This is a genomic window from Burkholderia sp. ABCPW 11 (assembly GCF_001523445.1).
Lineage (GTDB): Bacteria > Pseudomonadota > Gammaproteobacteria > Burkholderiales > Burkholderiaceae > Burkholderia.
The window spans coordinates 24613-51169 of sequence record NZ_LOVM01000021.1; the positions used below are offsets into that span (position 1 = coordinate 24613).

The 26557-nt window shown below is 68.1% G+C and carries 27 protein-coding genes; 14 read left to right on the top strand and 13 right to left on the bottom strand.

Annotated elements, in window-relative coordinates; translation table 11 throughout:
- Window positions 1-22: 22 nt before the first annotated feature.
- From WS61_RS08245 to WS61_RS08280, 8 genes are all read right to left on the bottom strand, one after another.
- On the bottom strand, window positions 23-319 hold the full coding sequence (locus tag WS61_RS08245) for a hypothetical protein (RefSeq protein ID WP_059500024.1): 297 nt from the start codon (window positions 317-319) through the stop codon (window positions 23-25).
- A 20-nt stretch (window positions 320-339) separates the two neighbouring features.
- Window positions 340-2274 carry a type II and III secretion system protein family protein gene (locus WS61_RS08250; protein ID WP_059500025.1) on the bottom strand — a complete coding sequence of 645 codons (1935 nt, stop codon included), beginning with the start codon at window positions 2272-2274 and terminating at the stop codon, window positions 340-342.
- A gap of 103 nt (window positions 2275-2377) precedes the next feature.
- On the bottom strand, window positions 2378-3217 hold the full coding sequence (cpaB, locus tag WS61_RS08255) for a Flp pilus assembly protein CpaB (RefSeq protein ID WP_059500026.1): 840 nt from the start codon (window positions 3215-3217) through the stop codon (window positions 2378-2380).
- Between the two features lie 35 nt (window positions 3218-3252).
- Window positions 3253-4653, bottom strand: coding sequence for an ATP-binding protein (locus WS61_RS08260; RefSeq protein ID WP_059500027.1), 1401 nt, complete (start codon window positions 4651-4653; stop codon window positions 3253-3255).
- 32 nt (window positions 4654-4685) lie between these two features.
- Entirely contained in the window at window positions 4686-5225 is a 540-nt protein-coding gene (locus tag WS61_RS08265) for a prepilin peptidase (protein WP_059500028.1), read from the bottom strand.
- A 28-nt stretch (window positions 5226-5253) separates the two neighbouring features.
- The gene (locus WS61_RS08270; RefSeq protein ID WP_059500029.1) at window positions 5254-5472 is read right to left on the bottom strand and encodes a Flp family type IVb pilin; all 219 of its coding nucleotides are present in this window, start codon (window positions 5470-5472) and stop codon (window positions 5254-5256) included.
- 82 nt (window positions 5473-5554) lie between these two features.
- Window positions 5555-5746, bottom strand: coding sequence for a Flp family type IVb pilin (locus tag WS61_RS08275; RefSeq protein ID WP_059500030.1), 192 nt, complete (start codon window positions 5744-5746; stop codon window positions 5555-5557).
- A 149-nt stretch (window positions 5747-5895) separates the two neighbouring features.
- Window positions 5896-6087, bottom strand: coding sequence for a Flp family type IVb pilin (locus WS61_RS08280; protein ID WP_059500031.1), 192 nt, complete (start codon window positions 6085-6087; stop codon window positions 5896-5898).
- Between the two features lie 1049 nt (window positions 6088-7136).
- Between WS61_RS08280 and WS61_RS08285 the strand changes: the two genes are divergently transcribed.
- From WS61_RS08285 to WS61_RS08300, 4 genes are read left to right on the top strand one after another with little or no spacing between them, the layout of a single operon-like run.
- Complete coding sequence (locus WS61_RS08285) at window positions 7137-8372, top strand: glycosyltransferase family 87 protein (protein ID WP_059500032.1); 1236 nt, start codon at window positions 7137-7139, stop codon at window positions 8370-8372.
- Window positions 8372-9751, top strand: coding sequence for a glycosyltransferase family 87 protein (locus WS61_RS08290; RefSeq protein ID WP_059500072.1), 1380 nt, complete (start codon window positions 8372-8374; stop codon window positions 9749-9751). The genes WS61_RS08285 and WS61_RS08290 overlap by 1 nt, the downstream gene beginning before the upstream one ends.
- 24 nt (window positions 9752-9775) lie before the next feature.
- Complete coding sequence (locus WS61_RS08295; RefSeq protein ID WP_059500033.1) at window positions 9776-10819, top strand: glycosyltransferase family 2 protein; 1044 nt, start codon at window positions 9776-9778, stop codon at window positions 10817-10819.
- Between the two features lie 12 nt (window positions 10820-10831).
- Window positions 10832-11215 carry a GtrA family protein gene (locus WS61_RS08300; RefSeq protein WP_059500034.1) on the top strand — a complete coding sequence of 128 codons (384 nt, stop codon included), beginning with the start codon at window positions 10832-10834 and terminating at the stop codon, window positions 11213-11215.
- Window positions 11216-11336: 121 nt separating this feature from the next.
- On the opposite strand, the gene WS61_RS08305 is transcribed toward WS61_RS08300, so the two are convergent.
- Both WS61_RS08305 and WS61_RS08310 read right to left on the bottom strand, forming a co-directional pair.
- Entirely contained in the window at window positions 11337-12278 is a 942-nt protein-coding gene (locus WS61_RS08305; RefSeq protein WP_059500035.1) for an ABC transporter substrate-binding protein, read from the bottom strand.
- Between the two features lie 99 nt (window positions 12279-12377).
- Entirely contained in the window at window positions 12378-13499 is a 1122-nt protein-coding gene (locus tag WS61_RS08310) for a TauD/TfdA family dioxygenase (protein WP_059500036.1), read from the bottom strand.
- 414 nt (window positions 13500-13913) lie between these two features.
- Here WS61_RS08310 and WS61_RS08315 point away from each other — a divergent pair, with 414 nt between their 5' ends.
- Window positions 13914-15356, top strand: a complete 1443-nt coding sequence (locus tag WS61_RS08315; protein ID WP_059500037.1) for an MFS transporter — start codon at window positions 13914-13916, stop codon at window positions 15354-15356.
- A gap of 53 nt (window positions 15357-15409) precedes the next feature.
- Window positions 15410-16678: an ATP-grasp domain-containing protein gene (locus WS61_RS08320; protein WP_059500038.1), complete on the top strand. Its 1269-nt coding sequence runs from the start codon at window positions 15410-15412 to the stop codon at window positions 16676-16678.
- 33 nt (window positions 16679-16711) lie between these two features.
- On the opposite strand, the gene WS61_RS08325 is transcribed toward WS61_RS08320, so the two are convergent.
- Window positions 16712-17587 (bottom strand): LysR substrate-binding domain-containing protein, encoded by an 876-nt coding sequence (locus WS61_RS08325; RefSeq protein ID WP_059500039.1) that lies wholly within the window; start codon window positions 17585-17587, stop codon window positions 16712-16714.
- Window positions 17588-17737: 150 nt separating this feature from the next.
- Here WS61_RS08325 and WS61_RS08330 point away from each other — a divergent pair, with 150 nt between their 5' ends.
- Window positions 17738-18682 (top strand): hypothetical protein, encoded by a 945-nt coding sequence (locus WS61_RS08330; protein ID WP_059500040.1) that lies wholly within the window; start codon window positions 17738-17740, stop codon window positions 18680-18682.
- Between the two features lie 36 nt (window positions 18683-18718).
- On the top strand, window positions 18719-19981 hold the full coding sequence (locus WS61_RS08335; RefSeq protein WP_257127201.1) for an acetyl-CoA carboxylase biotin carboxylase subunit family protein: 1263 nt from the start codon (window positions 18719-18721) through the stop codon (window positions 19979-19981).
- Here WS61_RS08335 and WS61_RS32895 read toward each other — a convergent pair.
- Window positions 19882-20496, bottom strand: coding sequence for an NIPSNAP family protein (locus WS61_RS32895; protein ID WP_095211637.1), 615 nt, complete (start codon window positions 20494-20496; stop codon window positions 19882-19884). The genes WS61_RS08335 and WS61_RS32895 overlap by 100 nt on opposite strands.
- A gap of 96 nt (window positions 20497-20592) precedes the next feature.
- Here WS61_RS32895 and WS61_RS08340 point away from each other — a divergent pair, with 96 nt between their 5' ends.
- Window positions 20593-21513 (top strand): LysR family transcriptional regulator, encoded by a 921-nt coding sequence (locus WS61_RS08340; RefSeq protein ID WP_059500041.1) that lies wholly within the window; start codon window positions 20593-20595, stop codon window positions 21511-21513.
- 186 nt (window positions 21514-21699) lie between these two features.
- On the opposite strand, the gene WS61_RS08345 is transcribed toward WS61_RS08340, so the two are convergent.
- Window positions 21700-22620: a LysR family transcriptional regulator gene (locus WS61_RS08345; RefSeq protein ID WP_059500042.1), complete on the bottom strand. Its 921-nt coding sequence runs from the start codon at window positions 22618-22620 to the stop codon at window positions 21700-21702.
- An 81-nt stretch (window positions 22621-22701) separates the two neighbouring features.
- On the opposite strand from WS61_RS08345, the gene WS61_RS08350 reads away from it, so the two are divergent.
- From WS61_RS08350 to aroE, 5 genes are read left to right on the top strand one after another with little or no spacing between them, the layout of a single operon-like run.
- Entirely contained in the window at window positions 22702-23652 is a 951-nt protein-coding gene (locus WS61_RS08350; protein WP_059500043.1) for a ketopantoate reductase family protein, read from the top strand.
- A complete protein-coding gene (locus WS61_RS08355) occupies window positions 23649-24041 on the top strand; it encodes a VOC family protein (protein ID WP_027786521.1) in 393 nt (130 codons plus the stop codon). The genes WS61_RS08350 and WS61_RS08355 overlap by 4 nt, the downstream gene beginning before the upstream one ends.
- Before the next feature lie 2 nt (window positions 24042-24043).
- Window positions 24044-24502: a MaoC family dehydratase gene (locus tag WS61_RS08360; protein ID WP_059500044.1), complete on the top strand. Its 459-nt coding sequence runs from the start codon at window positions 24044-24046 to the stop codon at window positions 24500-24502.
- The gene (locus WS61_RS08365) at window positions 24502-25725 is read left to right on the top strand and encodes a CaiB/BaiF CoA-transferase family protein (RefSeq protein ID WP_059500045.1); all 1224 of its coding nucleotides are present in this window, start codon (window positions 24502-24504) and stop codon (window positions 25723-25725) included. Before WS61_RS08360 ends, WS61_RS08365 begins: the two co-directional genes overlap by 1 nt.
- Window positions 25722-26555 carry a shikimate dehydrogenase gene (aroE, locus tag WS61_RS08370; protein WP_059500046.1) on the top strand — a complete coding sequence of 278 codons (834 nt, stop codon included), beginning with the start codon at window positions 25722-25724 and terminating at the stop codon, window positions 26553-26555. The genes WS61_RS08365 and aroE overlap by 4 nt, the downstream gene beginning before the upstream one ends.
- Window positions 26556-26557 lie beyond the last annotated feature (2 nt).

Sequence of the window (26557 nt, forward strand, 5' to 3'; positions counted from 1 at the left end):
GTTCTCCCTGAGCGTGCCGTCGTTACTGGGTGGCCTTGCCGATGCCGATCACGAACGCATTGGCGGGCGGCACGGTCTGCTTGAAAGACTTGTCGTAGTTGTCGAGCGCGGCCGCGGCGGCGCGGCCGTCGACCCCCGACGCCGACGCCGGATGTTCGCCGGCATGCGGATCGATGATCTGGGCCTGCATCACGGTGCGGACCGAGTCGCCGAAGCGGCTATCCCACACCGGGGTCGACGACATGCAGCCGGCAAGCGCGAACGCGAGCGGGACGGCAAGCGCCGCACGGCGCGCGAATACGAGGTAGGCGGATTTCATGAGCTTCCCCTTGGATGGCTTCAACGATCGGTGGACTGGGGTTCCGCGGCCGCACGCGCAATCTGCGCGTTGGGCGCCGCCGCGATCCGACGCTTCGAGCGAGCCGCCGGCTGAGCCGACGGCTCGGGGCCGGCGGCCGCGAGGCGCGCGGCGGCGGCTTCGATGCGCGCGACACGCGCCGCGGTGGCCGGGTCGGACTGCGGGGCGGCGGCCGCGACCGGCGCCGGCGCCTTCGGCGGCTCGGCCGGTACCGGCGGCTGCACGTCGGCGTCTTGCGGCACGCGCGGCGCGGGCAGCGCGGCCGGTGCGACTGGCGCTTCCGATTGCGGCGCCGGAGCGGGCGCCGGCGCCTGGGCCGGCGTCTGCGGGGCGGCGGCCGCGCCGTTCGCGGGTTGCTTCGGCTGCGCGCCCGCCTTGCGCACGCCGCCGCGGCCTTCCATGTTGCCGGTCGCATACACGTCGGCTTCGTTCGGCTTCGAGAAGCTGTCGGTCGGCAGCGCGACATCCGCGGTCTGCAGCGGCTTCACCAGGTGCGGCGTGATCAGAAAGATCAGCTCGGTGCGATCCTGCTGGAACGACGTGCTGCGGAACAGCGCGCCGAGCACCGGCACTTCGCCGACGCCCGGGATCGCCTTCAGCGCGCCGGTCGCGTTGTCCTTGATCAGCCCGCCGATCGCGAACGATTCCCCGTCGCTCATCTGCACCGTCGTCGACGCGCGCCGCGTCGTGATCAGCGGCAGGATCGACGTGCCGCCGATGTTGGACGCGCTCAGCGTGACGCCCGTCTGCGACAGCTCCGACACTTCCGGCGCGACCTTCAGGCTGATCCGGCCGTTGGCCAGCACCGTCGGCGTGAACTTCAGCGCCACGCCGAATTCCTCTTCCTGCAGCGTGATCGACGACGTGCCGTTGCCGCTGCTCTGCGGGATCGGGATGAAGATCTTGCCGCCCGCGAGGAACGTCGCTTCCTGGCCGCTGATCGTCACGAGGTTCGGCTCCGCGAGGATCTTGACGAGGTTGTCGGTGTTCTGCGCGTCGGCCGCGATGCTGAACGGCTTGTTGTTCGCCTTGTTGAACACGGCGCCGCTCGCGACGCCCGCGAGCAGGTTGCTGACCAGCGCGCCGCTCCACGAACCGAACCCGCCCTGGATGTTGAACGCGCTGCCCATCTGGTTGATCAGCGTCTTCGACACCTCGGCCACCTTCACCTCGAGCATGACCTGCTGCGGCGAGGTGACGTTCAGCATGTTGAGCACGCCGCCGCCCTGCTTGCCGCCGCCCGCCGCATCGCCCGCGCTGTCGCCGTACGCGTGGGCGATCTGCACGGCCTGCTGCGCGGCCTGCGAGCTCGACACCGTGCCGGCGAGCACGATCGTGCCGGCCGCGGTCGACACATGAATGTCGCGCTCGTTCGGCATCAGTTGCAGCAGCGACGCCTGCAGGCCGCCGGCGTCCGCGCCGACCGCGACGTCGATCACGCGACATGCGCCGCTCCTGCCCTGCACGATCATGTTGGTCGTGCCGACCGCGAGCCCGAGGATGTACAGCGTCTGCGGCGACACCATCGTCGCCTGCGCGACGGCCGGATTGCCGATCGTCCGGTTGCGGACCGGCTCGGGCATCGGCACCAGCAGCGACTTGCCGAGCGGCACGGCGACGCTGGTCGATTCGCGCACCGCGCCGACGCAGTTCGGCCCGCGCAGCGGCCCCGTCGACGCGGCGGGCGCGGCGGCCGGCATCGGCGCCATGCTGATCGTCATCTGCATCGGCCCCTTGCCGGCCGCGGCCGGCGCGCTGGCGCCGCCCTTCGTCAGCACCGCCGATTCGACGCCTTCCTGCGCGAGTGCGCCATACACGGTCAGCCATCCCGAACAAAGGATCGCGGCCATCGTCGTACCCCGTGCGACGCGTGTGCGTAGCGGGCCGGTACCTGTGCGTTGCGGTTTGATCTTCATTTCGTCTGATCCCCCGAGAGACCGGCGCCGTGCCGGTTATCGACTTCCAAGGCCGCCGCGCGTTGCCGGCGGCCGATCTGTTGGTCTGTCTATATGGATGACTTCAGAAACATTCGACACTGCCTTTCACGCCGGTCAGCACGCCGACGCAATCGCGCCGCGCTTCCGGCGCCGCATGCGACGCGACGTGCACGCGGACCGGCCGCGCGCGAACGGGCGCCGGCTGCGCTTCGGGTGCGGGCGCCTTGCCGAGCAGCGTCAGCTTGGTCGCGCCGTCCGTGTTCAGCGTCTTCTGGTCGACCTGATTGCGCAGCACGAGCGACAGCGTGCCGACGCTGCGTGCGACGTCGAGCCGTTCGGCCTGCTCGGGCGTGACTTCCAGCGTCACCGCGTTGACCACCTTCGGCGCCGTGTCGTCGCGGCTCACCTGCTGCGCGACGGCGAGCACGAGGATGTGCTCGAGCACGATCTTGGAGATGCTCTGTCCGTCGGTCTTGCCCCGCTGTTCCTGCGTGTTGACGATCACGTCGACGTAGTTGCCCGGCAGCGCGAAGCCGGCGACGCCGACCACGTCGTTCACGCGCACCGTGATCGCGCGGCTGCCGTCGGCGATCACCGCGGACAGCCCGCCCTTCGTGCCGACCGGTGCGAGCTTCGATTCGATCACCGGCTCGCCGCGTGCGAGGCTGGTGCGCACGACGCGCCCTTCGAGCGCCTTCGTATCGGTGAACGCGCCGGTCGGCACGCTGCCCGACGGCCAGCTCACCATGTGGATCTGGTTCGGCCCGAGCGGCTCGCCCAGGTTCAGGTCGGTGCTGGCGACCGCAACGGACGTGACCGAGCTCGTGGACGTCTGTACCAGCCAGTGGGACGCGAACACGACCGCGGCAAGACCCGCGATCATCGCGACGACCAGCATCATGAGCGCTCGACTGTTTTTCATGGCAATGCTCCTCGACGAATCGTGAAAGAAACCGCTCAACCGGTGACGAACGTACGGCCTGCGCGCTCGACGGGCGGCGGATGGCTGCCGTCCCGCTCGGGCGCCGCACCGAAGTAACTCGCCCACGCGTCGTACAGCGCGTCGTGCGTCACCTCGGGCGGATCGCCGCGATAACGCGCGCCGGCGGCCACGAGGCGTAGCAGGTCCGCCGGGAAGCACGCGAGAAACGCCTTGCCGGTCGGCAGGTGCAGCCGATGCAGCAGGAAGTCGAACGCATCGCTGGCCGACACGAGCCCGAGCGATGCGCAAGCCGCGTCGTACACCGCGCGGTAGTCGTCGATCGACATCGCGCCGACGTGCAGCTTCGAGCCGAGGCGGCGCATGAATGCGTCGTCGCAGAACTGCTCCGGCGCGAGGTTGCTCGAAAACACCGGCCATACGTCGAACGGCAGCACGAAGCGGTTGCCGGATTCGAGCGTCATGAAATCGTCGCCGCGATCGAGCGGACGCAGCCAGCGATTGAGCAGGTCGCGCGGCTCGACACGCTGGCGGCCGAGATCGTCGACGACGTACATGCCCATGTTCGCCTTCATGTGCGGCGGTGCCTGGTAGAAGCCGGCCGCTTCGTCGCGACGCAGGTCGAGCTCGTCGAGCGTCAGCTCGCCGCCGGACATCACGACCGGCCGCCGGCACAGGCGCCAGCGGCGATCGACCGACTGGCCGCCGCTCGCGGTTTCCGCGTCGACATGCACGAGCGGGTCGTAGACCTGGATCACTTCACCGGCCGCACAGATCGCGTGCGGCACCGGCACGCGGCCGTGCATCAACGCGCCGAGCCGCTCGGCGAGAAAGGTCTTGCCGCTGCCGGCCGGGCCGTAGATCAGCAGCGGCCGGCCCGCGTTCAGCGCGGCGGCGGCCGCATCGAGCACCGCCGTGTCGATCACGACGCCTTCGAACGCCGCCCACACGTCGCTCTGGCCGATGTGCAGCTTGCGCACCGAATGCGCGGCCACGCTCGCGAGATACGCGTCGAGCGTCACCGGCGCGGGCCCGCTGTAGCCGCTGCGCTCCCGTTCCTCGAGCGCGAGCACGCGGCCCGCATCGGTCAGGCGGAACGTCACGTCGAGATCGGTCGCGCCGCGATGGGTCAGCTCGACGAGATGCTCGCGCACCAGGAATGCAAACACCTCGTCGAGCACCGCGAGCGGCAGGCAGTGCCGCTCGACCAGGTCGCCGTACGACGGGCGGCCGAGCACCAGCGTCGACTTCAGTACGAGGCCGGCGACGAACGCCATGCTGAGCCCCGTTTCAGCGAGCGAGCGCGGCGCCGACGGCAGCTGCGCGCCCAGCTTCGTATGGACCTCGCGCGACGGCGGCGGATCGGGCAGGCGTGCCACCTGCGCGTCGCGTCTCGGTTCGGTGTGGTTCGTGTTCATGATCGTTGCGTCCTCGTTGCGGATTCGCCGCGCTATGCGCACGACGCGAACAGCATGCCCAGCGTGCCGGCCGCGATCGCCACGCCGTACGGCAGCGTGCCGACCGATGCGATCTCGACGGGGCCGCCGTCGGCCTCGGCATGCGCCGCTTGCGAACGCCGCACGATCAGCGTGCGCACGTTCGCCCACATCCGGCGCGTCCGGCCGCACAGCAGCGCGTAGGCGACGGCGCCGATCCCGCCGGCCAGGAACGTGGCCAGCACGATGTAAAACGTCATTTCCGCGCCGACCCATGCACCGATCGCGAGCATCAGCTTCACGTCGCCCGCCGCCATCCCGCGCAACAGGTAGAACGGCAGCAGCAGGCCGAAGCCCGTTGCGGCTCCCCCGAGCCAGCCGAGCACGCCCGCCGGCGCGCCGTGCAACAGGCACTGCGCAATCAGCGCGCCGGCCAGGCCGAGCAACACGAGACGGTTCGGAATGCGACGGGTCGCGATGTCGGTGCCGGCCGCGGCGACCGCGAGCAGCGTCACGCACAACGGAACCGGATAAGGCGGCGCAACGGGAAGCATGGCGAACCTCGCGGGTCGAATCGGTGGATCAGGAAACCATGGACAACGCTGTGGTCACGGCGGTGGCCACGGCAGCCGTCACGGCCGCTGCGATCGCCTCGTACGCGTCGCCGAGCGAGCCCTTCAGCGTGACGACGCTGCCCAGTACCGCGATGGCGAACATCGATGCGAGCAATGCATATTCGATCGACGTCACACCCCGTTCGTCGGCGATCCAGCGACGTGCGACACGCGCGATGGCTTGCATGATGGTCTCCGGTTTCCGGTTGATCGGATGGCCAGGGACGGCTCGAGCGCTGCACCGGCCGAGCCGTCCGCGGCATCGTGCATCAGATGCCTGCCACCGCCGAATCGAGGTCGGCCGCGATCGTGCTGAACACGGTCTTGAGGTCCTTCCCGATGGTAGACAGCGCGAGGATGATGCCGACCGCGATCAGTGCGGCGATCAGGCCGTATTCGATGGCGGTCACGCCGTCTTCGTCGCGAATGAAACGGCCGGCTTGTTGAATGAGCTTGGACATGGTGATCTCCTTGCGTGGTGACTTTCAAAACCCTCGCGCACCGGCTGATCGGACGACCGTGCATCGATACGTCGAGGAATGTCGTTGATGCCGTATGGCGCCGACGAACGATTTGGACGATTCGCGCGAACCGTTCGTCGTACCGCCCGTCAGATGCCTGCTACCGCCGAGTCCAGATCCGCGGCGATCGTGCTGAACACGGTCTTCAGATCCGTACCGATCGTCGTCAATGCGACGACGATGCCGATCGCGATCAGCGCGGCGATCAGGCCATATTCGATGGCCGTCACGCCGTCCTGATCCCGGACGAACCACGCGATCTTTTCGATGATTCTTGACATGAGCACTCTCCTTTCGGACTGCTATGAAATACCCTTCGTCGGTCAGGACTTCGGGGGTTGGCACCACCGGCACTACTCGAAAAATCGGAACCCGACGCTCAGTCGCGGAAACGGGGAGGCACACCCCTGTCCGTGCGAACGGGTATCGGCGAGGCGGAGCATGAGAGACGCGCATCCGGTTCGGCCGGCCGGACGAACCGGGCAGGTCGATCGACCGGAACGGCACGGCGGCCGTTCGACGCATGGAATCCAGTTGAACGGGAGATGAACTCCCGGCAAAGCTGCAATGTGTCTTTGACGCGGCTTGCGATCCGCGCCGTGCTGTGGTCTTTCATTTTTATTCCCCATGTACTGCCATGCCGATTTCTTATTGCCCGGAAGCAATCGGGTCTCGTCGGTCGTTCGACGGCGGTTCCCGCGGTCGATCGATCTGGAGTTGCGTATTCCCCGACGCGCTCCGGACCACTTTTCCGCAGGCGATTCGCGGGCCGGTTCCTCTGCTTGTTGCCTGACCTGCCCGGTCGCCGCATCGTCGACTGCCGTGCCAACGCTTACGCAAAGAGCGGACCATCCCGGGCGAAATCGAGGCGCGGCAAGGGTTCCGGCGATCCGCGCGCCCCCTCGCCGAACGTCCGGCTGCCGAAATGTTTCAACTTTGATATATGCGGTTCGCGCGCATGCGGGCGGCATGAAACCCCGTCGTCGCGCTGCACAAGGATCCAAAAAATTTTCTCGGGATTTTCCCGAACGCGGCGAGTCGCTCGTGCGTCGCGGGTTCGGCGGCATGGCCAGCCGGCAAAAATCGTCGAATGTTTCAGGCCAGAAACACGAATGCCGGCGGCGACGTTTTCTCATACCAGAAATAACCGTTTTCGCCCGAATCGCTGAACACATTCAATGTCGGCCGGCCGTGCGCGGTTTGCATCGAGCGATTTTTTCTTCAACAATGAATTCACCGGACAACGCCGTTTCAGAGCGATCGATCCGCAGAGCACGACAACATCAAACGGCCGCGACAGACCACGCGGCCACACGACAGACGGGGCATCATGTACACAGCCAATCGTGGAACGCGCGATCGCGCAATACGCTGTGCTCAATGGCTGACGGCCGACCGGATCATTCCGTACAGCTGCATCATGCTGATGCTCTTCGCTGCGCTGCTGATCGTCTGGGGCGTCGTGACCGACGGCTTCACGTCGACGGCCACCGCCCGCCCCGGCACCGACTTCTCCGTCTTCTGGACTGCATCGCATCTCGTGTTGCAAGGCCATGCCGCGGCGGCCTACGACACGTCGTCATTTCTGCAGGCCGAGTTCGCGCACTTCGGTGCGTATCTGCAAAACCGGCCGCTTCCCTGGCTCTATCCGCCGACGATGCTGCTGTTCGTCGCGCCGGTTGCCCTCGTGCCTTTCCTGCCCGCTTACTTCCTCTTTTTCGCGGGCAGTCTTTTATGCTACGCGCTCGCCGTCTCGCGTTTGTCTGGGCTGCGCGCGCATCTTCCCGTGCCGCGCGCAGCGACGCTCGTCGTCGTCGCGTATTCGGCGGTGTGCATGTCCGCGCTGTTCGGCCAGAACAGCATCCTGACCGCCGGCCTCGCCGCACTCGCGCTGCATCTGCTCGGCAAGCGCCCGCTCGTGGCGGGCGTGCTGATCGGGCTGCTCGCGATCAAGCCGCAACTCGCCGTCGTGTTCCCGTTCGTGCTGATTGCGACGCGTGCGTGGCGCACCTTCGCGGCGGCGGCGCTCAGCGCGGCGCTGTTCGCGGCGGCCGGCGTTGCGCTGGCCGGCCCCGCCGCGCTGCACGGGTTGAGTCACGCATTGTCGACGGTACGCGCGCAGCACTTCATGCTCGCGTCGTACTGGCTCGCGTCGCCGACGCCGTTCGCCGCGTTGCGGCTCGCGGGCGCGCCGGTGGCGGCCGCGCTGGCCGGCCAGGCGGCGGTCGCACTCGTCGCGCTCGCCGCGGCCGTCGACGTCTGGCGCCGCACGCGCGACATGCGGCTGCGCGGCGCGGTGCTGGCGGTCGCCACGCTGCTGACGACGCCGTACCTGTGGAACTACGAGCTGACGTGGCTCGGCATCGCGCTCTTCTGCCTGATCGCGCACGGCCTCGACGAAGGCTGGCTGCCCGGCGACCAGGGCATCGTCGTGCTGGCGTGGCTGCTGCCGATCTTCGAAATGCTGAACCGGCTGATGAAGCTGCCGCAAATCGGGCCGGTCGTGCTGCTCGCGGTGCTGTTCGTCGTCGTGCGCCGCACGGCGCTCGCATCCCGGAGCGCATGATGAAAACGCCGTCGTTCGCCCGCCACGCGCACCCGGCAGCCGACGTGCATCCGGAACTCCCGATCGCCGGCCCGCGACGCTATCCGCACTGGCTCAATCGCGATCGCGTGCGCCTCTATGCGGCCGCCGTGCTGCTGACGGAGCTGCTGTTCGTCGTCATTTACCTGGTCCGTTTGCACTTGTCGCACGACGGCGCGCTGCAGCCGCTGTCGCAGGACTTCTCGCCGGTCTGGAGCGCCGCATGGCTCGCCGCGCACGGGCACGGCGCCGACGCGTGGCATTACTCCACGTTGTTCGCGGTCCAGAAGCTCGCGCTCCCGACGATGACGCTCGCGGACGGCACGCTGCCGTGGCTCTATCCGCCGACGATGCTGCTGCTCGTGCTGCCGCTCGGCTGGCTGCCGTACACGCTGGCGCTCGTACTATGGCTCGGCGTCACGATCGCGCTGTTCGCGGCGGCGATGCACGCGACCGTGCAGCGCGATGCCGCGTGGCTGTGCGCACTGGCGTTCCCCGGCGCGTTCCTCACGGTGATCGTCGGACAGACGAGCCTCTTCACCGCGACGCTCGCCGCCCTCGGGCTGCTCGTGCTGAACCGTCGCCCCATCCTCTCCGGAATCTGCTTCGGGTTGCTGACGATGAAGCCGCAGCTCGCGGTGCTGTTCCCGCTCGCGCTGCTGTGTGCCGGCCAATGGCGCGCACTGGCCGCGTGGGCCGCGACGATCGCCGTCGGCGCCCTGCTCGCGACGATTGCGTTCGGCATCGGCCCGTGGCTCGCGTTCATGCACGTGATCGCCCACGTCTACACGCTCGTCGGCACCGGTCATGCGAAGCTCGCGCGCATGCCGACCGCATTCGCGCTCGCGACGCTGGCCGGCTGGCCCGCGCCCGTCGCGCGCGGCCTGCAGTTGCTGTCGGCCGCGGCTGCCGCGATCGCCGTCGTCTACGCGTGGCGCGGCGCCTGTTCGTACGCGCTGCGCGCCGCGACCCTCGCGTGCGCATGCCTGCTCGTCAGCCCCTATCTGTACGACTACGACCTGACTTGGTACGGCATCGTGATCGCGTGGTACGCGCGCTATGCGTGGACGCACGGCTGGCGGCACTTCGATCGCGAATGGCTGATGCTGCTGTGGCCGATGCCGCTCGCGGGCCTCGCGATGGTGCCGCACCTGTCGTTCCAGTTCATGCCGCTCGTGACGCTCGCGTCGCTCGCGCTGCTCGTCGGCCGGATCGCCCGGGAAAGACGCGACGTGCCGTCGATGCCCGATGCGCGCGACACCTCGACCGAGACCGCATTCGCGCACCCGGTCCGACCGCACCACCGCTCGGCGCACGGCATGCACCGCACCGGCCGCCCGACGTTCGGCGCCCACCGGTAAAGCGACATCACAAGGGGAATCATCATGCGGGAATCCATCTACACGCCGCTCGTCTCGCTGGTCGTGCCGTTCTACAACGAAGGCGAAGCCGTCGAGCGCTTCTTCGACGTCGTGATTCCGTTGTTGAGCGCGATCGACGCGATCCGCTTCGAGATCGTCTGCGTGAACGACGGCAGTCGCGACGACACGCTGGAGCGCCTGGTGCGGATCGGCGCCGCCGAGCGGCGCGTGCGCGTCATCGATCTCACCCGCAATTTCGGCAAGGAGGCCGCGCTGACGGCCGGCCTCGACGAAGCTGCCGGCGATGCGGTGATCCCGCTCGACGCCGACCTGCAGGATCCGCCGAGCCTGATTCCGGTGCTGATCGACCACTGGCGCGACGGCGCGGAGGTCGTCGCGGCCAAGCGCAGCAATCGCGCGTGCGATTCGTTCGCGAAGCGCACCGCCGCCGCGATCTACTACCGCGTTCACAACCTGCTGTCTGACGTGAAGCTGCCGGAGAACGTCGGCGATTTCCGGTTGATGGATCGCAAGGTCGTGAACGCGCTGCGCAACCTTCCCGAGCGGCACCGCTTCATGAAAGGGCTGTTCGCGTGGGTCGGCTACAAGACCGTGATCGTCGAGTACCAGCGCGATCCGCGCAGCGCCGGGCACTCGAAATTCTCCGGCTGGAAGCTGTGGAATTTCGCGCTGGAAGGCATCACCAGCTTCAGCACCGTGCCGCTGCGAAGCTGGACCTACATCGGTGTCGGCATCGCGGCGCTCGCGTTCCTGTACGGCACGTTCATCATCCTGCGCACGCTGCTGTTCGGCAATCCGGTGCTTGGCTACGCATCGCTGATCTCGGTCACGCTGTTCATCGGCGGCATCGAGCTGATCGGGATCGGCGTCGTCGGCGAATACGTCGGACGGATCTACGACGAATCGAAGCAACGGCCCGTCTACCTGATCCGCCGCCGCTATCAGGCGCACGGCAAGGTGATCGAACTGCCGGTCGCGCGCGACGCCCGCCGCCAGCCGCCCCGCCGGCGCACGCAGCCGGCCAGGGCGCGCATCGGCGCACGCTGACGTGCAAGCGTCATGATCGGCCTGCTCCAGGCCGAGCGCACGCGGCTCGTGCGCTTCGGCGTGTCCGGTCTCTGCTCGACCGCGATCCACACGCTGGTCGCGACGGCGCTGTTCGCGCTGCTCGACGCGACGCCGGTGACCGCGAATGCGGTCGCGTTCCTCTGCGCGACCGCGTTCTCGTATCTGGCGAATACGCTGTGGAGCTTCTCGTCGACGGTGCGCGCCCGCAACGCGCTGCGCTTTCTCGCGGTCACGCTCGCCGGCTTCGTCGAAACGATGCTGCTCGCGCGCGCCGCCGAGGCGCTGGGTGCGTCGCGCGCGATGGGCGTCGTCGGGATCGCGCTGCTGATCCCGCCGACGACGTTCGTGCTGCACCGGCTCTGGACGTACCGGTAAGCGGCGCCCGCCGAATACCGACTTCGACGCGATCGAGCGGTGGGCGGCGCCGACAACGGCTATGACGACGGGATGGCGAACCTGCCGTGGCCGATCGCCCGAGCGGCGCCGCATGCCGGATTCAGGTGCGCGGCAACCCCGGCGGATTGGTCTGCGACCGGTCGATCGCCTCGGCGTCCAACCGCCATCGGTCGAGCGCCTTCCGGTAGCTGCCGTTGGCGATCAGCGCATTGATCGCGAGCGTCAGCGGCTCCGCGAGGCCGCTGCCCTTGCGGGTCGTGATCGCGATGTCCGCGGTGCGCGGCCAGCCGCCGCTGACGGTGCCGATCAGCTTCGCATCGCCACGCAGCGACGCCTGGTACGCGAGCATCGAGTTCACGCTGAAGATCGTGTCGACGCGGCCCGACTGCAGCGCGACCCAGCGCTCGGCCGCATCCGCGTAATACTGGATCTCGACCGGCGCGAGACCGCGCGCGACGTTCTGCCGGTTCCATTCGAGCAGGATCTTTTCCTGGTTCGTGCCCGAATCGGTCACGACACGCAGCCCGGCGACATCCTTCGGCTCGCGGATCGCCGCCAGCTTGCTGCCGATCTTCACGTAGAAGCCGAGCTGGTCCTTCCGGTAGGTCGAGAAATCGAATTTCTCCTTGCGCTGCTCGGTGACCGTCACGTTCGAGATCACCGCGTCGACCTTGCCGGACTGCAACGCGAGCGGCCAATCGGCCCACGCGAGCGGCACGATCTTCAGCTTGCGGCCGATACTGTCCGCGATCAGTTGCGCGAGATCGGGATCGAAGCCGACCACCGTGCGCGCGTCGGTCGCATAGGTGCTGAGCGGCGGCAGATTCGGCGCGATGCCGATCGTGAGCGTGTTCGCTTCGGCAAACCGGAAGCCGGCCGGCAGCGCCTGCTCGACCGCCGGGTTCACGGCGCCGCGCTGCCGGGCCGGCTGCTCGGGACTCAGGTCGAACGACGTCGCCTGCGCGGCGACGGCGCTCCCGGCAATCAGCGCGACGGCCAGCACACGGGCGATGCGCGCAACGGGAAAAGCGGTTCTTCTCATGTCTTGTGGAATCCTGTTTTTATTCGACGATGCAGGAAACGAGTCGCGCGGGCAGCGAGCCGGCAACGTTCGGCGCCGGTCGCTGCCACGCCGGGCCGCTCACGCAGGCGTCGCGTCGAGTTCGACCGCAGCCGCGCGCGGCGGCGCCGGTTGCACGACTGGCGACGGCTGCCTCGCCTGCGCCGATTCGCCCGCATAGAGCGCCTTCGGGTCGAACACGCGCGCCTGCAGCGGCGTGAACGCGCGGAAATTCCACAGGCTGCGCGCGACGAACACGCGCTGCACCCAGCGGAACGCGCGATCGTTCTCGTCGTACTGCGGATCGAAGCGGTCGCGCGAGTGCAGCGTGAAGTGGTTGTTGATCAGCACCAGCTTGCCCGGCGACACCTGCACGCCGAACGACACCTCGCGCACCGCGCGATACAGGTTGGCCAGCGCTTCCTGCGCGCGCGCATTGACCGCCAGCACCATGTCCGGATAGAACGCGACCGTCACGCGCGGCGCATCGAGCGGCCCCGACAGCACGGCACTCAGGTCGGTGTTGTCGCGCGGCGTCGGCGCCGCGCCGCGCCACCGGTACGGCACGCGAATGATGTAGTGCTCGCCGTAGAGTTGCGTAATATCGTCCGGCGACAGCAGTCGCAGCGCGCGGCGCGCATCGGCGAGCCGCGTGTACGGTCCGCCGCCGGCCTCGCTGCGCACGCCGAGCAGCAGCAGCGCGAATGGCGACGTGTCGCCTTCCGGCATGTGCGCCTGCGCGGCGTTCTCGATATGGAAATCGAGTTCGACCTCGGAGCCGAGGCCCGTATAGTCGCGCGCGGTCGCCTTGTGCGGCGTCAGGTTGTTCACCAGCTCGCGGCCCTCGTGCGCGATCGAGTACGGCTCGCCGGCCAGCGTGCTCAATGCGACCAGCACGTTCTCGCTCAACACGCCGGCCTTGAACGAGCGGCCGGTTTCCTCGAATCGGGGGCTGCCGTTCACGCCGTCGTCGATCGGCAGGTTGTCGATCTCGATCGAGCCGTGTGCGTCCGCGGTCGGCGCCTTCGCCCGATCGAATGCGTCGACGATCCGGTCGGGAAACGCGTTGTAGGCCAGCTTGCGGACCGCGCTGATATAGCCTGCGCCGCCGGCCGGGTCGTAATCCAGCGCGCCGAGCGTCGTGCGGATGTGAGCGGATTCCGCTGCCGTCAGAGCGATGCGTTCATCTGCGAGATAGGTCATAAGTCTCTCGTATAAAGATCTGGTTCGAAGAGCGGCGTGGCATCGCCGCCGCGCTCCGCCGTCCTCGGGGCGAAGCGCTCGACAAGACTAGGAGACCGGCATTGCATTGCGAAATGATATTAATTCGATTGCAAACAAACATTATCGATATAAGTTCAGCAATCCGGCCGGAACCGGTTCACCTCGCTCAAGCCGTCCCTTAACACGAATACTTGTTAAAAAATCGCTGCTTATTATTTGTATTCGCTAACGGGTCGATGCTATTTTTCCGTCGAATTCGACGCCGCGGCCGGCGCCCGACGGGCAGCCGGCTTTCCTCGTCCGCCTTACGGAAACCCGCCCGATGAATCGATACCGCCAGCCGTCCCACACGCTCTATACGCCCTACACACCCCATACGCGTCGGGAGTCGCGATGAGCGATCGTGCCCCGGCGCTCGACCGCGTCGAGCGCGCGCCGATCGCCGCCGAGGATGCGCCCCGCGCGTCGCTGCGCGCCATCTTCCCGACCGTCGCCGCCGCGAGCCTCGGCTTCGCGATCGTCCAGCTCGACGTGACCGTCGTCAACGTCGCGATCCCGAGCCTCGGCCACGCGTTCGGATCGAGCGTCCACGGGCTGCAGTGGATCGTCGATGCCTATACGCTGTCGTTCGCCGCGCTGCTGCTGACGTCCGGCACACTGGCCGACCGCTTCGGCAGCCGCCGACTGTTCGCGTACGGCCTTGCGCTGTTCCTGCTCGCGTCGCTCGGCTGCGCGCTCGCGCCGTCGCTGGCGGCGCTGGTTGCCGCGCGGATCGCGCAAGGCGTCGGCGCCGCGATGATCCTGCCCACGTCGCTCGCGCTCATCACGCACGCCTGCGCCAGCGATGCCGCCGCACGCGTGAAAGCCGTCGCGTGGTGGAGCGCGACGGGCGGCGCGATCAGCGCGGCCGGGCCGACGCTCGGCGGCCTGCTGATCGATTCGCTCGGCTGGCGCGCGATCTTCTTCATCAACCTGCCGATCTGCGCGCTCGGGCTGTGGCTCACGCTGCGCCACGTGCAGGATTCGGCCGCCGCTCGCACGCGGCTGTTCGATCCGGCCGGCCAGATCGTCGCGGTGCTCGTGCTCGGACTGCTGACGGGCGGCATCATCCGGGCCGGGGCGCACGGGATGGGCGACCCGTATGCGGCCGGCGCGCTGATCGCGTCGGTCGCGCTCGGCGCGTTGTTCGTCGCGATCGAGCGGCGCGCGAGCGCGCCGATGCTGCCGCTCGCGTTCTTCCGGATCGCGCGCGTGCCGGGCGTGCTCGCGATCGGCGCGGTCACGAATGCGGCGTTCTACGGGTTGATCTTCTCGCTCAGCCTCTATTTCCAGAACGCGCGCGGCTTCACGGCGACCGAATCGGGGCTCGCGCTCGCGCCGCTCACGATCATCATGCTCGCCAACATCGCGAGCGCGCGGCTCGCGGTCCGCTACGGATTTCGCGCGACCGTCATCGTCGGCCTCGCCGTATCGCTCGCCGGCTACGTGTGGCTGTGGTGGACGCTCGCCGCGCACGCGCCGTATGCGTTGCTGGCGCCGGGGCTTGCGGCGATGGCGATCGGCGGCGGCATCGCGATTCCCGCGCTGACGTCGACGATGCTCGGCAGTGTCGAGGCCGGCCGCTCGGCCACTGCGTCCGCGATCCTCAATACCGCGCGCCAGGTGGGTGCCGCGATCGGCGTCGCGACGCTCGGCGCGCTGGTCGCCGGCCAGGGCGCAGCCATCGCGACCGGCGCGGCGCGCGCGTTCGCCGTGGCGGCCGTGCTCGTCGCGGCCTGTGTCGTGCTGGCGGTGCGCTGGCCCGGCGACCCGGCCGATACCGGCACGCGGGCCTGAGCACGCCGGCGCCCCGCATCCTTCCCCCGATCCCCCATCCGAGCGAGGAATCCATGCAGCATCGCTTCATCGATACCGTCCTGATCGTCGACGGCGCGTCGACCGCCGCCTACCTGGCCCCCGCGTTTCGCGCATACGGCATCCGTTGCGTGCATGTGATCAGCGACCCCGATCTGCCGGCAATCTACCGAAACCAGTTCGTGCCGTCCGACTACATCCGGCAGGTCCAGCATCGCGGCGACATCGACGCGACGCTCGCGCAACTGAGCGACCTGCGCATCGGCGCGGTACTGCACGGCCTCGACGCGGCGCTCGAGCTGGCCGATACGCTGGCCGAGCGGCTCGACGTGCCGTTTCGCAACCCGCTCGCGACCTCCGCCGCGCGACGCGACAAGTTCGCGATGAACGAACGCATTCGTCAGGCCGGACTGCGCGCGCCCGTGCACTTTCACAGCACGTCGGTCGACGAAGCGCTCGACTGGGCGCGCGCGCACGGCACGTTGCCGCTCGTGGTGAAGCCGGCGCGCAGCGCGGGCGTGGCCGGCGTGAAGATCTGCCGGACGCTCGCGCAGGTCGAAGCCGCCGCGCGCGACGTGCTGGCCACCCGTTCGCTGTACAACCAGCCGAACGACGACATCGTGATCCAGAGCTATTCCGAGGGGCAGGAATACATCGTCGACTCGGTGTCGTTCGAGGGCCGCCATCGCGTGGTCAGCCTGTGGGAGGTGCATCGCGACCGCACGCACGCGCCGCGGCTCGACAAGATGCTGGTGCTGAACCACACCGATCCGCGCTACGCCCCGCTGCTCGACTATGCGGCCGATGTGCTCGACGCACTGGACGTGCGCTTCGGGCCGACCCATCTGGAGCTGTTCGATACGGCCGACGGCCCGACGATCGTCGAGCTGAACGCCCGGCTGCACGGCAGCCTCGATCCGCGGCTGACGAGCGCGGTCAGCGGCGAAAATCACGTGTCGGCCGCCGTCGAAGCCGTGCTGCATCCGGAGCGGCTGTTCGGCGACGTCGCCGCGCCGACGGATTTTCGCGGGTACTGCGGGCACGTGCTGTTGCTGTCGTCGCGCAACGGCGTGCTGCGGCAGGATTTCACGTGGCAGGCGATCCAGGCGCTGCCGTCGTTCGTCGGGCTCAAGCAATGGATCAAGGTTGGCGACACGCTGCGCGTGACCACCGATCTTCAGACGGCGCTCGGCACGGTCGGCCTCTACAGCCCGACCTTCGAGCGGCTGCTCGAGGATTGCCGGCGGATTCGCGAAATCGAGGCCGACTTCTTCGCGGACGAAGGCGCGGTCGCGCCGGCCTAGCCCGTGTTCACGCCAGGGCCGCGCAGTCTCGTATCAGCGCGCGAGCAGCGCACCGGCCTGCCGGCCGAGCACCGCGCGCAATGCGTCGAGTTCGGGCAGTGCAGGCGCTTCGTCGGGCGTGACGAGGTAGGTCGTCACGCTGCCGAGATCGTCGAACGCATGCGTGCGCAGCTCCTTGCGCGCCACGTGCTCGGCCGTGATCCGCTTCGGCAGGATCGCGACGCCCATTCCGGCCGCGACGCAGCCGAGGATCGCGCCGAACGTGCCGAACGACGACACCGATTCGATCGCGACGCCGCGCGCCTTCAGCCAGTGCTCCGCGACCGCGCGATACGGGCAGCCGTCGTGAAACGCGAGCAAGCGCACCGTGTTGCCGGCCAACAGTTGCCGGCGCGTGACGGTCGCCGCGCTCGCCAGCACCATGTCTTCCGCGAACGCGGGTTCGTAACGCAGCCCGGGCCGCACGACCGCGCGCGCGGTGAGCGCCGCGTCGATCCGGCCGCGCAACAGCGCGTCGGCCAGGTCCGGCTCGCTGCCGATCTGCACCGCGAGGCCGAGCGCCGGATCGCGTTCCTTCAGCGCGGCGGCCAGCGCCGGCAGCCGCGTGGCGGCCGTGCTTTCCATCGACCCCAGCCGCAAGCCGCGGGCCACCGGCGTTTCGCGCACCACCTGCGTCGCTTCGTCGACGAGACGCAGGATGCGATCGCAATACGGAATCAATCGGCGCCCGGCATCGTTCAGCACCAGCCGCTTGCCGTGTCGATCGAACAGCGGCGCGTCGAGCGACTCTTCGAGCTGGCGCAGCCGCGCCGTGACGTTCGATTGCGTGCAGCCGAGCCGTTCGGCCGCGCGCAACGCGCTGCCTTCCTGCACGACGGACCGGAAAGTTTCGAGGAGCGGGATGTTCATATCATTTTCCCTTGTTACCGATTCAGTTTATATCATTTTACTTCGCTCATCACCCGGATTAGCCTAGGCTGTCCGCTTCCAGGGAATCCGCATGCCATCCGCCGCCCGATTCGGCTTCACTCCCGCTCGCCGCCGGCCCGAGGTTCGCCCGTGCGCGCACTGATCGCCGCGCTGGTGCGGCGCGGCCCGACCGTGCTCGCGTGCGGCGTCGGCCTCGGGCTGCTGGCGCCGTCGCTGGCCGACCTCGCGCGGCCGCTGATGCCCGCGACCGTGTTCCTGTTCGTGCTCGGCACGCTGCTGCGCGTCGAGCCGAGCGCCGTGCGCGCGGTGGCGCGGCGTCCCGCCGTGTCGCTGCTGCTGCCCGCCATGACGATGATCGCGTGCCCGGTCGCGCTCGGCATCGCCGCGCGGCTCGCCGGCCTGCCGTACGACTGGGTCGTGGCGCTGGTGATCGCGTACTGCGCGCCGCCGTCGAGCGGCACGTCGACGATCGCGCGCATGCTGTCGCTCGACGCCAGCGTCGCGCTCGTCGCGACCCTCGCGTCGATGGTGTTCGTACCGCTGACCGCCCCGTTGCTGACGGCCTGGTTCAGCCACGACGCGGCGGTGTCGATCTCGCCGTCGAGCCTCGCGCTGCGGCTCGCGCTGCTGATCGGCAGCGCCGAAGGCGTCGCGTTGCTCGTGCGGCGCTTTGCCGGCGCTCGGCTCGCGCGCCACGCAACGCCGATCGACGCGATCGTCGTCGCCGCGCTGCTGATATTCGCGCTCGGCACGATGGCCGGCATGCAGCAGTCGATCATCGATGCACCGCACCGCGCACTGACCGCGATCGCCCTCGCATTCGCCGTCAACGCGGGTTTCCAGATCGTCGCGTACGGGCTCACGCCCGGCGACGTCCGCACGCGCCTGAACGTCGCGCTGATCGTCGCCAATCGCAACGTCGGGCTGATGTGGGCTGCGCTCGGGCTGGCCGCGACGCCGACCATGGCGCTCGTGTTCGCGTGCGCGCAGTTGCCGATCTATACGCTGCCGCGCGTCGTCCAGCATCTGCTGCCGCGCCTCGAAGCGCAGCGGCTGCGCAGGCGCCCACGCTAGCCGGCTCCCTCTTCCGCCCTCGATCAAGGATTCGTCATGAAGCGACTCATCGTGATCGGCGCACGCGCCACCGGCAGCAGCGTCGCGCTGGTGCGCGCCGCCCTCGCACGCCAGGCGGCCGTGACCGTCGTCACCGCGCCCGGCCATCGTCTCGACGGCGTGTTTCCCGACGGCGTCGAGACGGTCAATCTCGCGCCCGACGCCGGCCAGCTCGCCGGCTGGCTGCGCACGCGCTTCGCGGGCGAGCTCGACACGCTGCGCGTGACGACCGCGCACGACACCTATGCACGCACCGCCGCATGGGTCGCCGATGCGCTCGGGCTGCCCGGCCCCGATGCACGGCACGTCGCGCACGCAGTGTCGAAGTCGAACCAGAAGACATTGCTCGCCACGCACGGGATCCCGGCCGCGCAGTTCGTCGCGGGCACGCTGGCCGCGCCAGCGGCGCTCGTAGCCGCGGCTGCCGCGTTGCGCTTTCCGGTCGTCGTCAAGCCGTCGGAAGGCTCCGCGAGCGACGGCGTGCGCCGCTGCGAGGCCATCGCCGCCGTGCGCGCGCAGCTGGACGCGCTCGCCGCCGTGCACGCCGATGCCGCTTCGCTTGCGACCGAACGCGTCGTCATCGAGGAATTCCTGGAGGGCAGCGAATACTGCGTCGAGTATTTCGACGGCCGCTACGTCGGCGCGCTGCGCAAGCTGAAGCGGCATGGCGCCGGTTTTCTCGAGCGCGGGTATACGTCCGAACTCGATCTCGACGCCGACACGCTGCATGCGCTGATCGACGTCGGCACGCGCGCGACGGCCGCCGCCGGGCTCACGTGGGGGCCCGTGCATCTCGACTGCATCGTGCACGACGGCGTGCCGCACGTGATCGAACTGAATCCGCGCATCGCGGGCAGCTTCATCTGCGACATCGTGCGCGACGGCTATGGCTTCAACGTGGTCGAAGCGTTGCTCGACAAGCTCGATGGACGGACGGTGACGATTCCCGAGCTGTTCGAGCCGCACGCGTATGCGCGCGCCGAATTCCTGCTCGACAGCGATCCCCGTGCGTGGCGGTTCGCGCAGGCCGGCGAGATCGACGACGGGGCGGTCAGGATCAGCTACGGGCCGCAAGTGCTGCCCGATCGCGAACGGCGCGCATTTCTTTACGTGCGCGTTGCGTTGCCGGCTGCGCATGGTTCGTCGGACGACGCGGGCATTCAATGCAACGGCGACCACGCCTCCGGCAAGCCGATCGTCGACGTCGCCCTTTCGATCTGCTCCGGACCGCCCGTCGGAGGCCAAAGCCCCTCCGCATAGTGTTGCTTTCTCAACGCCATGCGTTCTTCCAGGCTCGAGAATCCCCAAATGTGCGTGATGCGTGGCGGTCCGTCGAGCGCGTACAGGTTGCAAACGAGACGCGACGTATAGGCTTGGGCCGGCCCTATCGCACGCTCCCACGCGGCAATGGTCGGCGCAATACCGCCGGCTTTCAGCCAGTAGCGGCGAATTTCGTAGAAGCCGCCCAATGCCGCCGGTTCGACGTCGGGTAGAAAAGGAAAAAGCGCATAGCTTTCCATGGCCAATCGAACGGACGTGCTTTCAATTCCGAAAGGTCGCGCGGCGCACAATGCCCGATTGCGTTCATGCTGCAATTCATCCATCGTCTCGAAGCCACGCAGCACGACCACCCGCGACAGCTCGCCAATTTCCGTGCGCCATGCGCCCAGCAGCCGCCCTCGCGCGTCGGCATCCGACACCCAGCGATGCGCACGGCGGGACACCCTGTCCTGGTCCGGAAGCGGACACGACAACGTCGTGAGTTCATACGGCATTTCAGCTCTCCTTTCGTTCGGATATCGCAATCTATTTCCAAACCGGTGGCTGATAAACGCGCGTCACCTTGAAACAGAATCCAGTACCATTGCGCAATGGATCTCCTCAAGGCGATGGCCGTATTCGTCCGTATCGTGGAAACGGGTAGCCTGACGGCAGCCGCGCAAGCGTCCAACCTGTCGCCGACCATGGTCGGCAACTACCTTCAGGCTTTGGAAAGTCGGCTAGGCGCGGTCCTCGTGCACCGCACGACCCGTAAGCAGAAAGTCAGCGCGTTCGGCCACGCTTACTACGAGCGATGCGTCGAAGTCCTCGGTCTGGTCGACGACACGGAACAGCTTGCGCTCGTTCACCTCCAGCAGCCGCGAGGGCGTTTGCGCGTGACCGCGCCCGTCGTGTTTACGAACGAGTGCCTGGTTCCCGCGCTCGCGGACTATTACCGGCGCTACCCCGAGGTCCAGCTCGATATCGTCGCAACCGACTCGCTCGCCGATCTGTTCGACGACGGTTTCGAGGCAGCCATTCGCATCGGCGCGCTCGCCAACCCGGATGTGGTGGCGCGTCCGCTGGCGCCATATCGGCTGGTGCTGTGCGCGTCGCCCGCTTACGTTCGCGAACATGGTGCGCCGACTACGCCGCACGCGCTTGCCGGGCATCAATGCCTGACGTATGCGTATCCGCCCCGATCGGAAGGGCACGCGGCGCAATCTCGATGGATGCTGGAAGGTCCGGACGGGCCGACGAGCATCGCCGTGGACGGCAGGCTGAAAATCGACAGTGCGGACGCGTTGCGCCGCGCGGCATTGAGAGGGCTGGGTATCGCGATGCTTCCGTCCATGTTGATACGCGACGACATTCGCGACGCGCGCCTCGTCGAGATCATGCCCGACTTCGCCGCGCCGGAACGGCCGATGAATCTGCTTTATCTGCAGGAGAGGCAGAAATCGCCGAAGCTTCGTAGCTTTACCGAATTCGTGATCGAACGGTTCGGCGCCGAAACGGTCTACGGGGCGTAATGCGGCTACCGTTCCTGCTCGAAGGCGGGCACTTCGGCGAAACCGCGAAACAGGAGTTGCCGCCCCTCGATCAAGCACGACCTCGCCGCGCCGATCGTCCATCGATGATCGGCTTGCGGGCGCGGCCGAACCGGAAGCGCCCGAAAGCTGCGCCCCCGCCCCCCTCGCGAACGCCGAAGCCACCGGTCAATGCGAAGCACCGAACAATCGAATCACGACACCGCGCAGCCACCGGTTGCCGGCCTCGTGGTGATAGCGCGCGTGCCAATGCTGCCGCACCGTAAACCCTTCGACCGGGATCGGGCATGCATGAACCGCCAGATCGCTGGCCTGTGCCAACGTCTCGCCGATATGACGCGGTAGCGTCGTGATCAGGTCGGTGGTCTGCACGATCGCCCCCAAGCCCAGAAAACCCGGCAATTCCAGCACCACGTCCCGCTCGATGCGCGCCTGCCGCAGCGCCTGCTCGAGGAGTTGCGCGCCGGTTCCGGCCGTAATCGCGACATGCCCTTCCGAACGATATTGCTTTACCCCGAGCCGGCCGCGAATCCTCGGGTGATGTCGATTCACCAGACAAATCCAGTCCTGGTCGTACAGCTTCTGCTGATAAATGCCGCCGCCAAGCCACGGCACGTAGCCGATCGCGAGATCGGCTTCGCCCGATTCGAGCGCCCGTTCCGTATTGCCGTCGATCCGTGCGGCTTCCAGCCGGACGCCGGGCGCCTGCGCGCGAACATGGGCCAGCAGCCGCGGCAGCAGCGTGACGTGGCTCGCATCGGTCATGCAGATGCGAAAGCGCCGCTGGGCGGTCGCGGGATCGAATGCGATTTCCCACGCAGTGAAGCGCCGCAGCGATTCGAGGATTTCCCGGCATGGCCCGATCAGCGCGTCGGCTTGCGGCGTCGGCGCCATGCCGCCGGGCGTGCGAATGAAGAGCGGATCGTGCAGGTGTTCCCGCAAGTGCCCGAGCCAGATGCTGACGGTCGGCTGGCTCTGGCCGAGCTGCTCGGCGACGCGCGTGACGCTGCGCACGTCGTACAGGAGATCGAATAACTGAAGCAGTTTCAGGTCCGGCAGATCGGCGGGCATCGGCGCATTATTGTCCATGGCAATGACGCCATTGTATCCATTGCATTGTCGATATGAGCGACGGCTTCTATCGTGAGGCCATACGTCAAGGAGACAGCATTGAAAATCGCGATTCTGGGAGCCGGCGCACTGGGTTGCGCGATCGGCGCCACCCTCACCGAAGGCGGTCACGAAACCTGGTTGATCGACCGCTCGCCCGCGCACGTCGACGCGATGCGGCGCGACGGCCTGCGGGTCGACGACGCCGGCGGCTCCCGGCACGTACGCGTTCACGCGACGACGCAGGCTGCCGAAGTCGGCGCGGCCGATCTGGTGGTGGTGCTGGTCAAGTCGTTCCACACCGACGCGGCCATCCGCGGTGCCCGGTCGCTCGTCGGGCCCGATACCGTCGTGCTGTCGCTGCAGAACGGCCTCGGACACGAGGACATCCTGAGCGACGCCGTCGGCCGCGAGCGCGTACTCGCGGGCAAGACCTACGTCGGCGGCGTGCTTCGCGGGCCGGGCCATATCGAATCCGGCGTCATCGGCAAGGCCACCTACATCGGCGAACTCGACGGCCGCATCACGCCGCGGGTGCGGGCGATCGCCGACGCGTTCGATACCGCCGGCCTCGCGACGACGATCAGCGACAACATCGTCGGCACGATGTGGGACAAGCTGCTCGTGAACGTCGCGACCGGCGCGCTGACCGGCGTCACCGGCCTCACCTACGGCCAGCTTTACGACGAGCCACTGCTGAAGGCGACGTCGCTCGCGGCTGTCGCCGAGGCGATCGCGGCGGCGCAGGCGGCCGGCGTCAAGCTGTCGATGACCGATCCCGAACAAGCATGGACGCTCGCTGCCGCGGGGCTGCCCGCGGCCTTCAAGACCTCGATGTTGCAAAGCCTGGAAAAAGGCTCGATCACCGAGATCGACTTCATCAACGGTTCGGTCGTGCGCGCCGGGCAGCGCTACGGCGTACCGACCCCGGTCAACGCCACGCTCGTCGCCTGCATCAAGGGGCTGGAGCGCGCAATGGCCGACCGCCGGCGCGAGGAGGCTGCCGCATGAATGCCACGAAAGCCTATCTCGAACACGTTGCGATCTGGGTGAAGGACATCCGCTGGCACATCCGCTTCTTCGAGGACGTGCTCGGCATGACGCTGCGCGAAGTGGACGGCACGCTCGACGCGCCGCGGCAGTACTGGACGCTCGGCGGTCTGCAGTTCATCCACGCGCCGGAACACGACGGCCCCGAAGGCAGGCTCGCGCATCTCGGCGTGATGTGCGAAGACCTGGAGGCCGCGCTGGCCGCGGCGCGGCGGTTCGACGTGACGGAGATGCCGCAGGGGCGCAACTGGCTTCGCCTGCCCGACGGGCTCGCCGTCGAACTGATTCAGGCCCGGCCGGCGTCCTGCGTCGCGCAGGCACTGGCGATCGACCCGCGCGCGGAGGCATGACCATGGCCATCGTCGAGAAATACTGGGACGACGCCCGCGAGGGCGACACATGCACGAGCCCGAGCTACGTCGTGACCAAGGAGCGCATTCTCGCGTATGCCGACCTCACCGGCGACCACACGCCCGTTCACGTGGACGAGGATTACGCGAACGCCAGCCATTTCGGCTGCCTCGTCGCGCACGGGCTGTTCGGCCTGTCCGTTGCCGACGGCCTGAAGACCCAGAGCGACTATCGCTTCCTGCCGGGCATGTCGCTCGGCTGGACCTGGGATTTCCTGCTGCCGATCAAGGTCGGCGACGTGCTGCACGTGACGTTCCGCGTCGGCTCGATGCGGGCGAGCAAGAGCCGCCCGGACTGGGGCATCGTCGTGCTGCCGTCGCAACTGATCAATCAGGACGGGCAGGTCGTTCAACGCGGCGAACATCGTCTGATGGTGCCGCGCCGCCCGGAGGCACGGTAATGCAGGCTCGTCCCCTCGAAGGCATTCGCGTCGTTGACTACAGCCATTTCCTCGCCGGCCCGTATGTCGGGCGCTGTCTCGCCGCTCTCGGCGCCGAAGTCATCAAGGTCGAGCGTCCCGGCGACGGCGACGCCGGGCGCCAGCACGCGACCGTGCTCGACGACCAGCAAAGCGGCTACTTCCTGCAGCTCAACATGGGCAAGCGCGGCGTGAGCGTGAACATGAAGGACGCGCGCGGCAAGGCGTTCATGCAGCGGCTGTGCGACTCCGCCGACGTCTTCATCGAGAACTACCGGCCGGGCGCGCTGGACAAGCTCGGGCTCGGCTATGCCGAACTGTCGGCGCGCAATCCGGGCCTCGTCTACTGCTCGATTTCGGCGTACGGTCACACCGGCCCCGACGCACATCGCGCGGGCTTCGGGCTGATCGCCGAAGCGAAGAGCGGGATCATGCAGATGGTCGGCACGCCCGGCGAGCGCCCGCCGCTGCTGCGCATTTCGCTCGGCGACATGTACACCGGCATTCATGCGGTCGCGGCGATCAACGCCGCGCTGCTGGGGCGCGTGAAGAGCGGCCGCGGGCAACACGTCGACATGGCGCTGTACGACACGCTGGTGTCGATGCACGAATACGCGGTGCAGTGCTACACGCTGAAGGGCGTGCTGCCCGAGCAGACCGGGCACGACATGCCCACCTCGACACTCTATGGCGTGTTCCGTGCCGCGGACGGCGATCTCGTGATCGCCGCGCAGGTCGACGACGCGTGGAAGCGCTTCGCACAACTGATCGCAACGCACGGCGGCCCGGCGGGTTTCGGCGCCGACCCGCGGCTTCACGACGGCACCGGGCGCAATGCGCACCGCGCGGAGATTCTGTCGGTGGTCGAACCGTGGGTGGCCGCGCGTTCCGTCGCGTCGGTACTGGACCTGCTGGACGGCATCGACGTTCCGTGCGCGAAGGTGCAGCGCATCGACGAGGTGTTGAACGATCCGCAGATCCAAGCCAGGGGCATGGTCGTCGAGCAACAGCATCCGCGCTACGGGACACTGCGGCTACCCAACCTGCCGTTCCGGCTTTCCGATTGCGATACGACGATTCGCGACGTCGCGCCCGATCTCGGGCAGCACAACGCGGAAGTCGCGCGTTCCCTTGGGTTCGATTCGGCCGAAATCGACGCGATGCAGGCCGATGGCGTCCTCTATTCGAAAGCGAGCCAACGATGACTGATCGATACGCGGTGATCGGCAATCCGATCGGGCACACGAAATCCCCGCTGATTCACGGCCTCTTCGCGCAAGAGACGCGGCAGGACCTCCGCTATACGGCGATCGAAGGCCCGATCGAGCCGGCAGGCGCTTTTGCTGCAACGGTGCGTGCGTTTTTCGATGGCGGCGGCAAGGGCATCAACGTCACCGCGCCGTTCAAGCTCGACGCGTTCGCGATGTCGGACGAACGCAGCGAGCGGGCGCGGCTCGCGGGCGCGGCCAACGCACTCAAGTTCGACGGCAGCCGCATCCTGGCGGACAACTTCGACGGCATCGGACTGGTTCGCGATATCGAAGCGAACCTCAATCTGCCGATGGCCGGCAAGCGCGTGCTGGTGCTCGGCGCGGGCGGTGCGGCGCGCGGCGCGCTGTTGCCGTTCCTCGAAGCCGGCCCGGCGGAACTCGTGATTGCGAATCGCGACGTCGACAAGGCGCGTGCACTGGCCGCGCAGGTCGCCGGGCGCGGTCCGCTCGTCGCCGGCAGCTACGCGGACCTCGCGCGGATGGGACGTTTCGACCTGGTCGTCAATGCGACGTCGGCCAGCCTCACCGGCGACCTGCCGCCCGTCCCGCCGAGCGTGTTCAGTCCGACGGGAACCGCCTACGAACTCGCCTATGGCAAGCGGCTCACGCCGTTCCTCCGGCTCGCGAAAAACGCGGGCGTGCACGGGATCGCGGACGGCGTCGGCATGCTGGTCGAGCAGGCGGCCGAGGCGTTCGCATGGTGGCGCGGCGTGCGCCCCGCGACCAGTTCGGTGATCGACCGGCTGGCCGTGCCGTTCGACTGAAT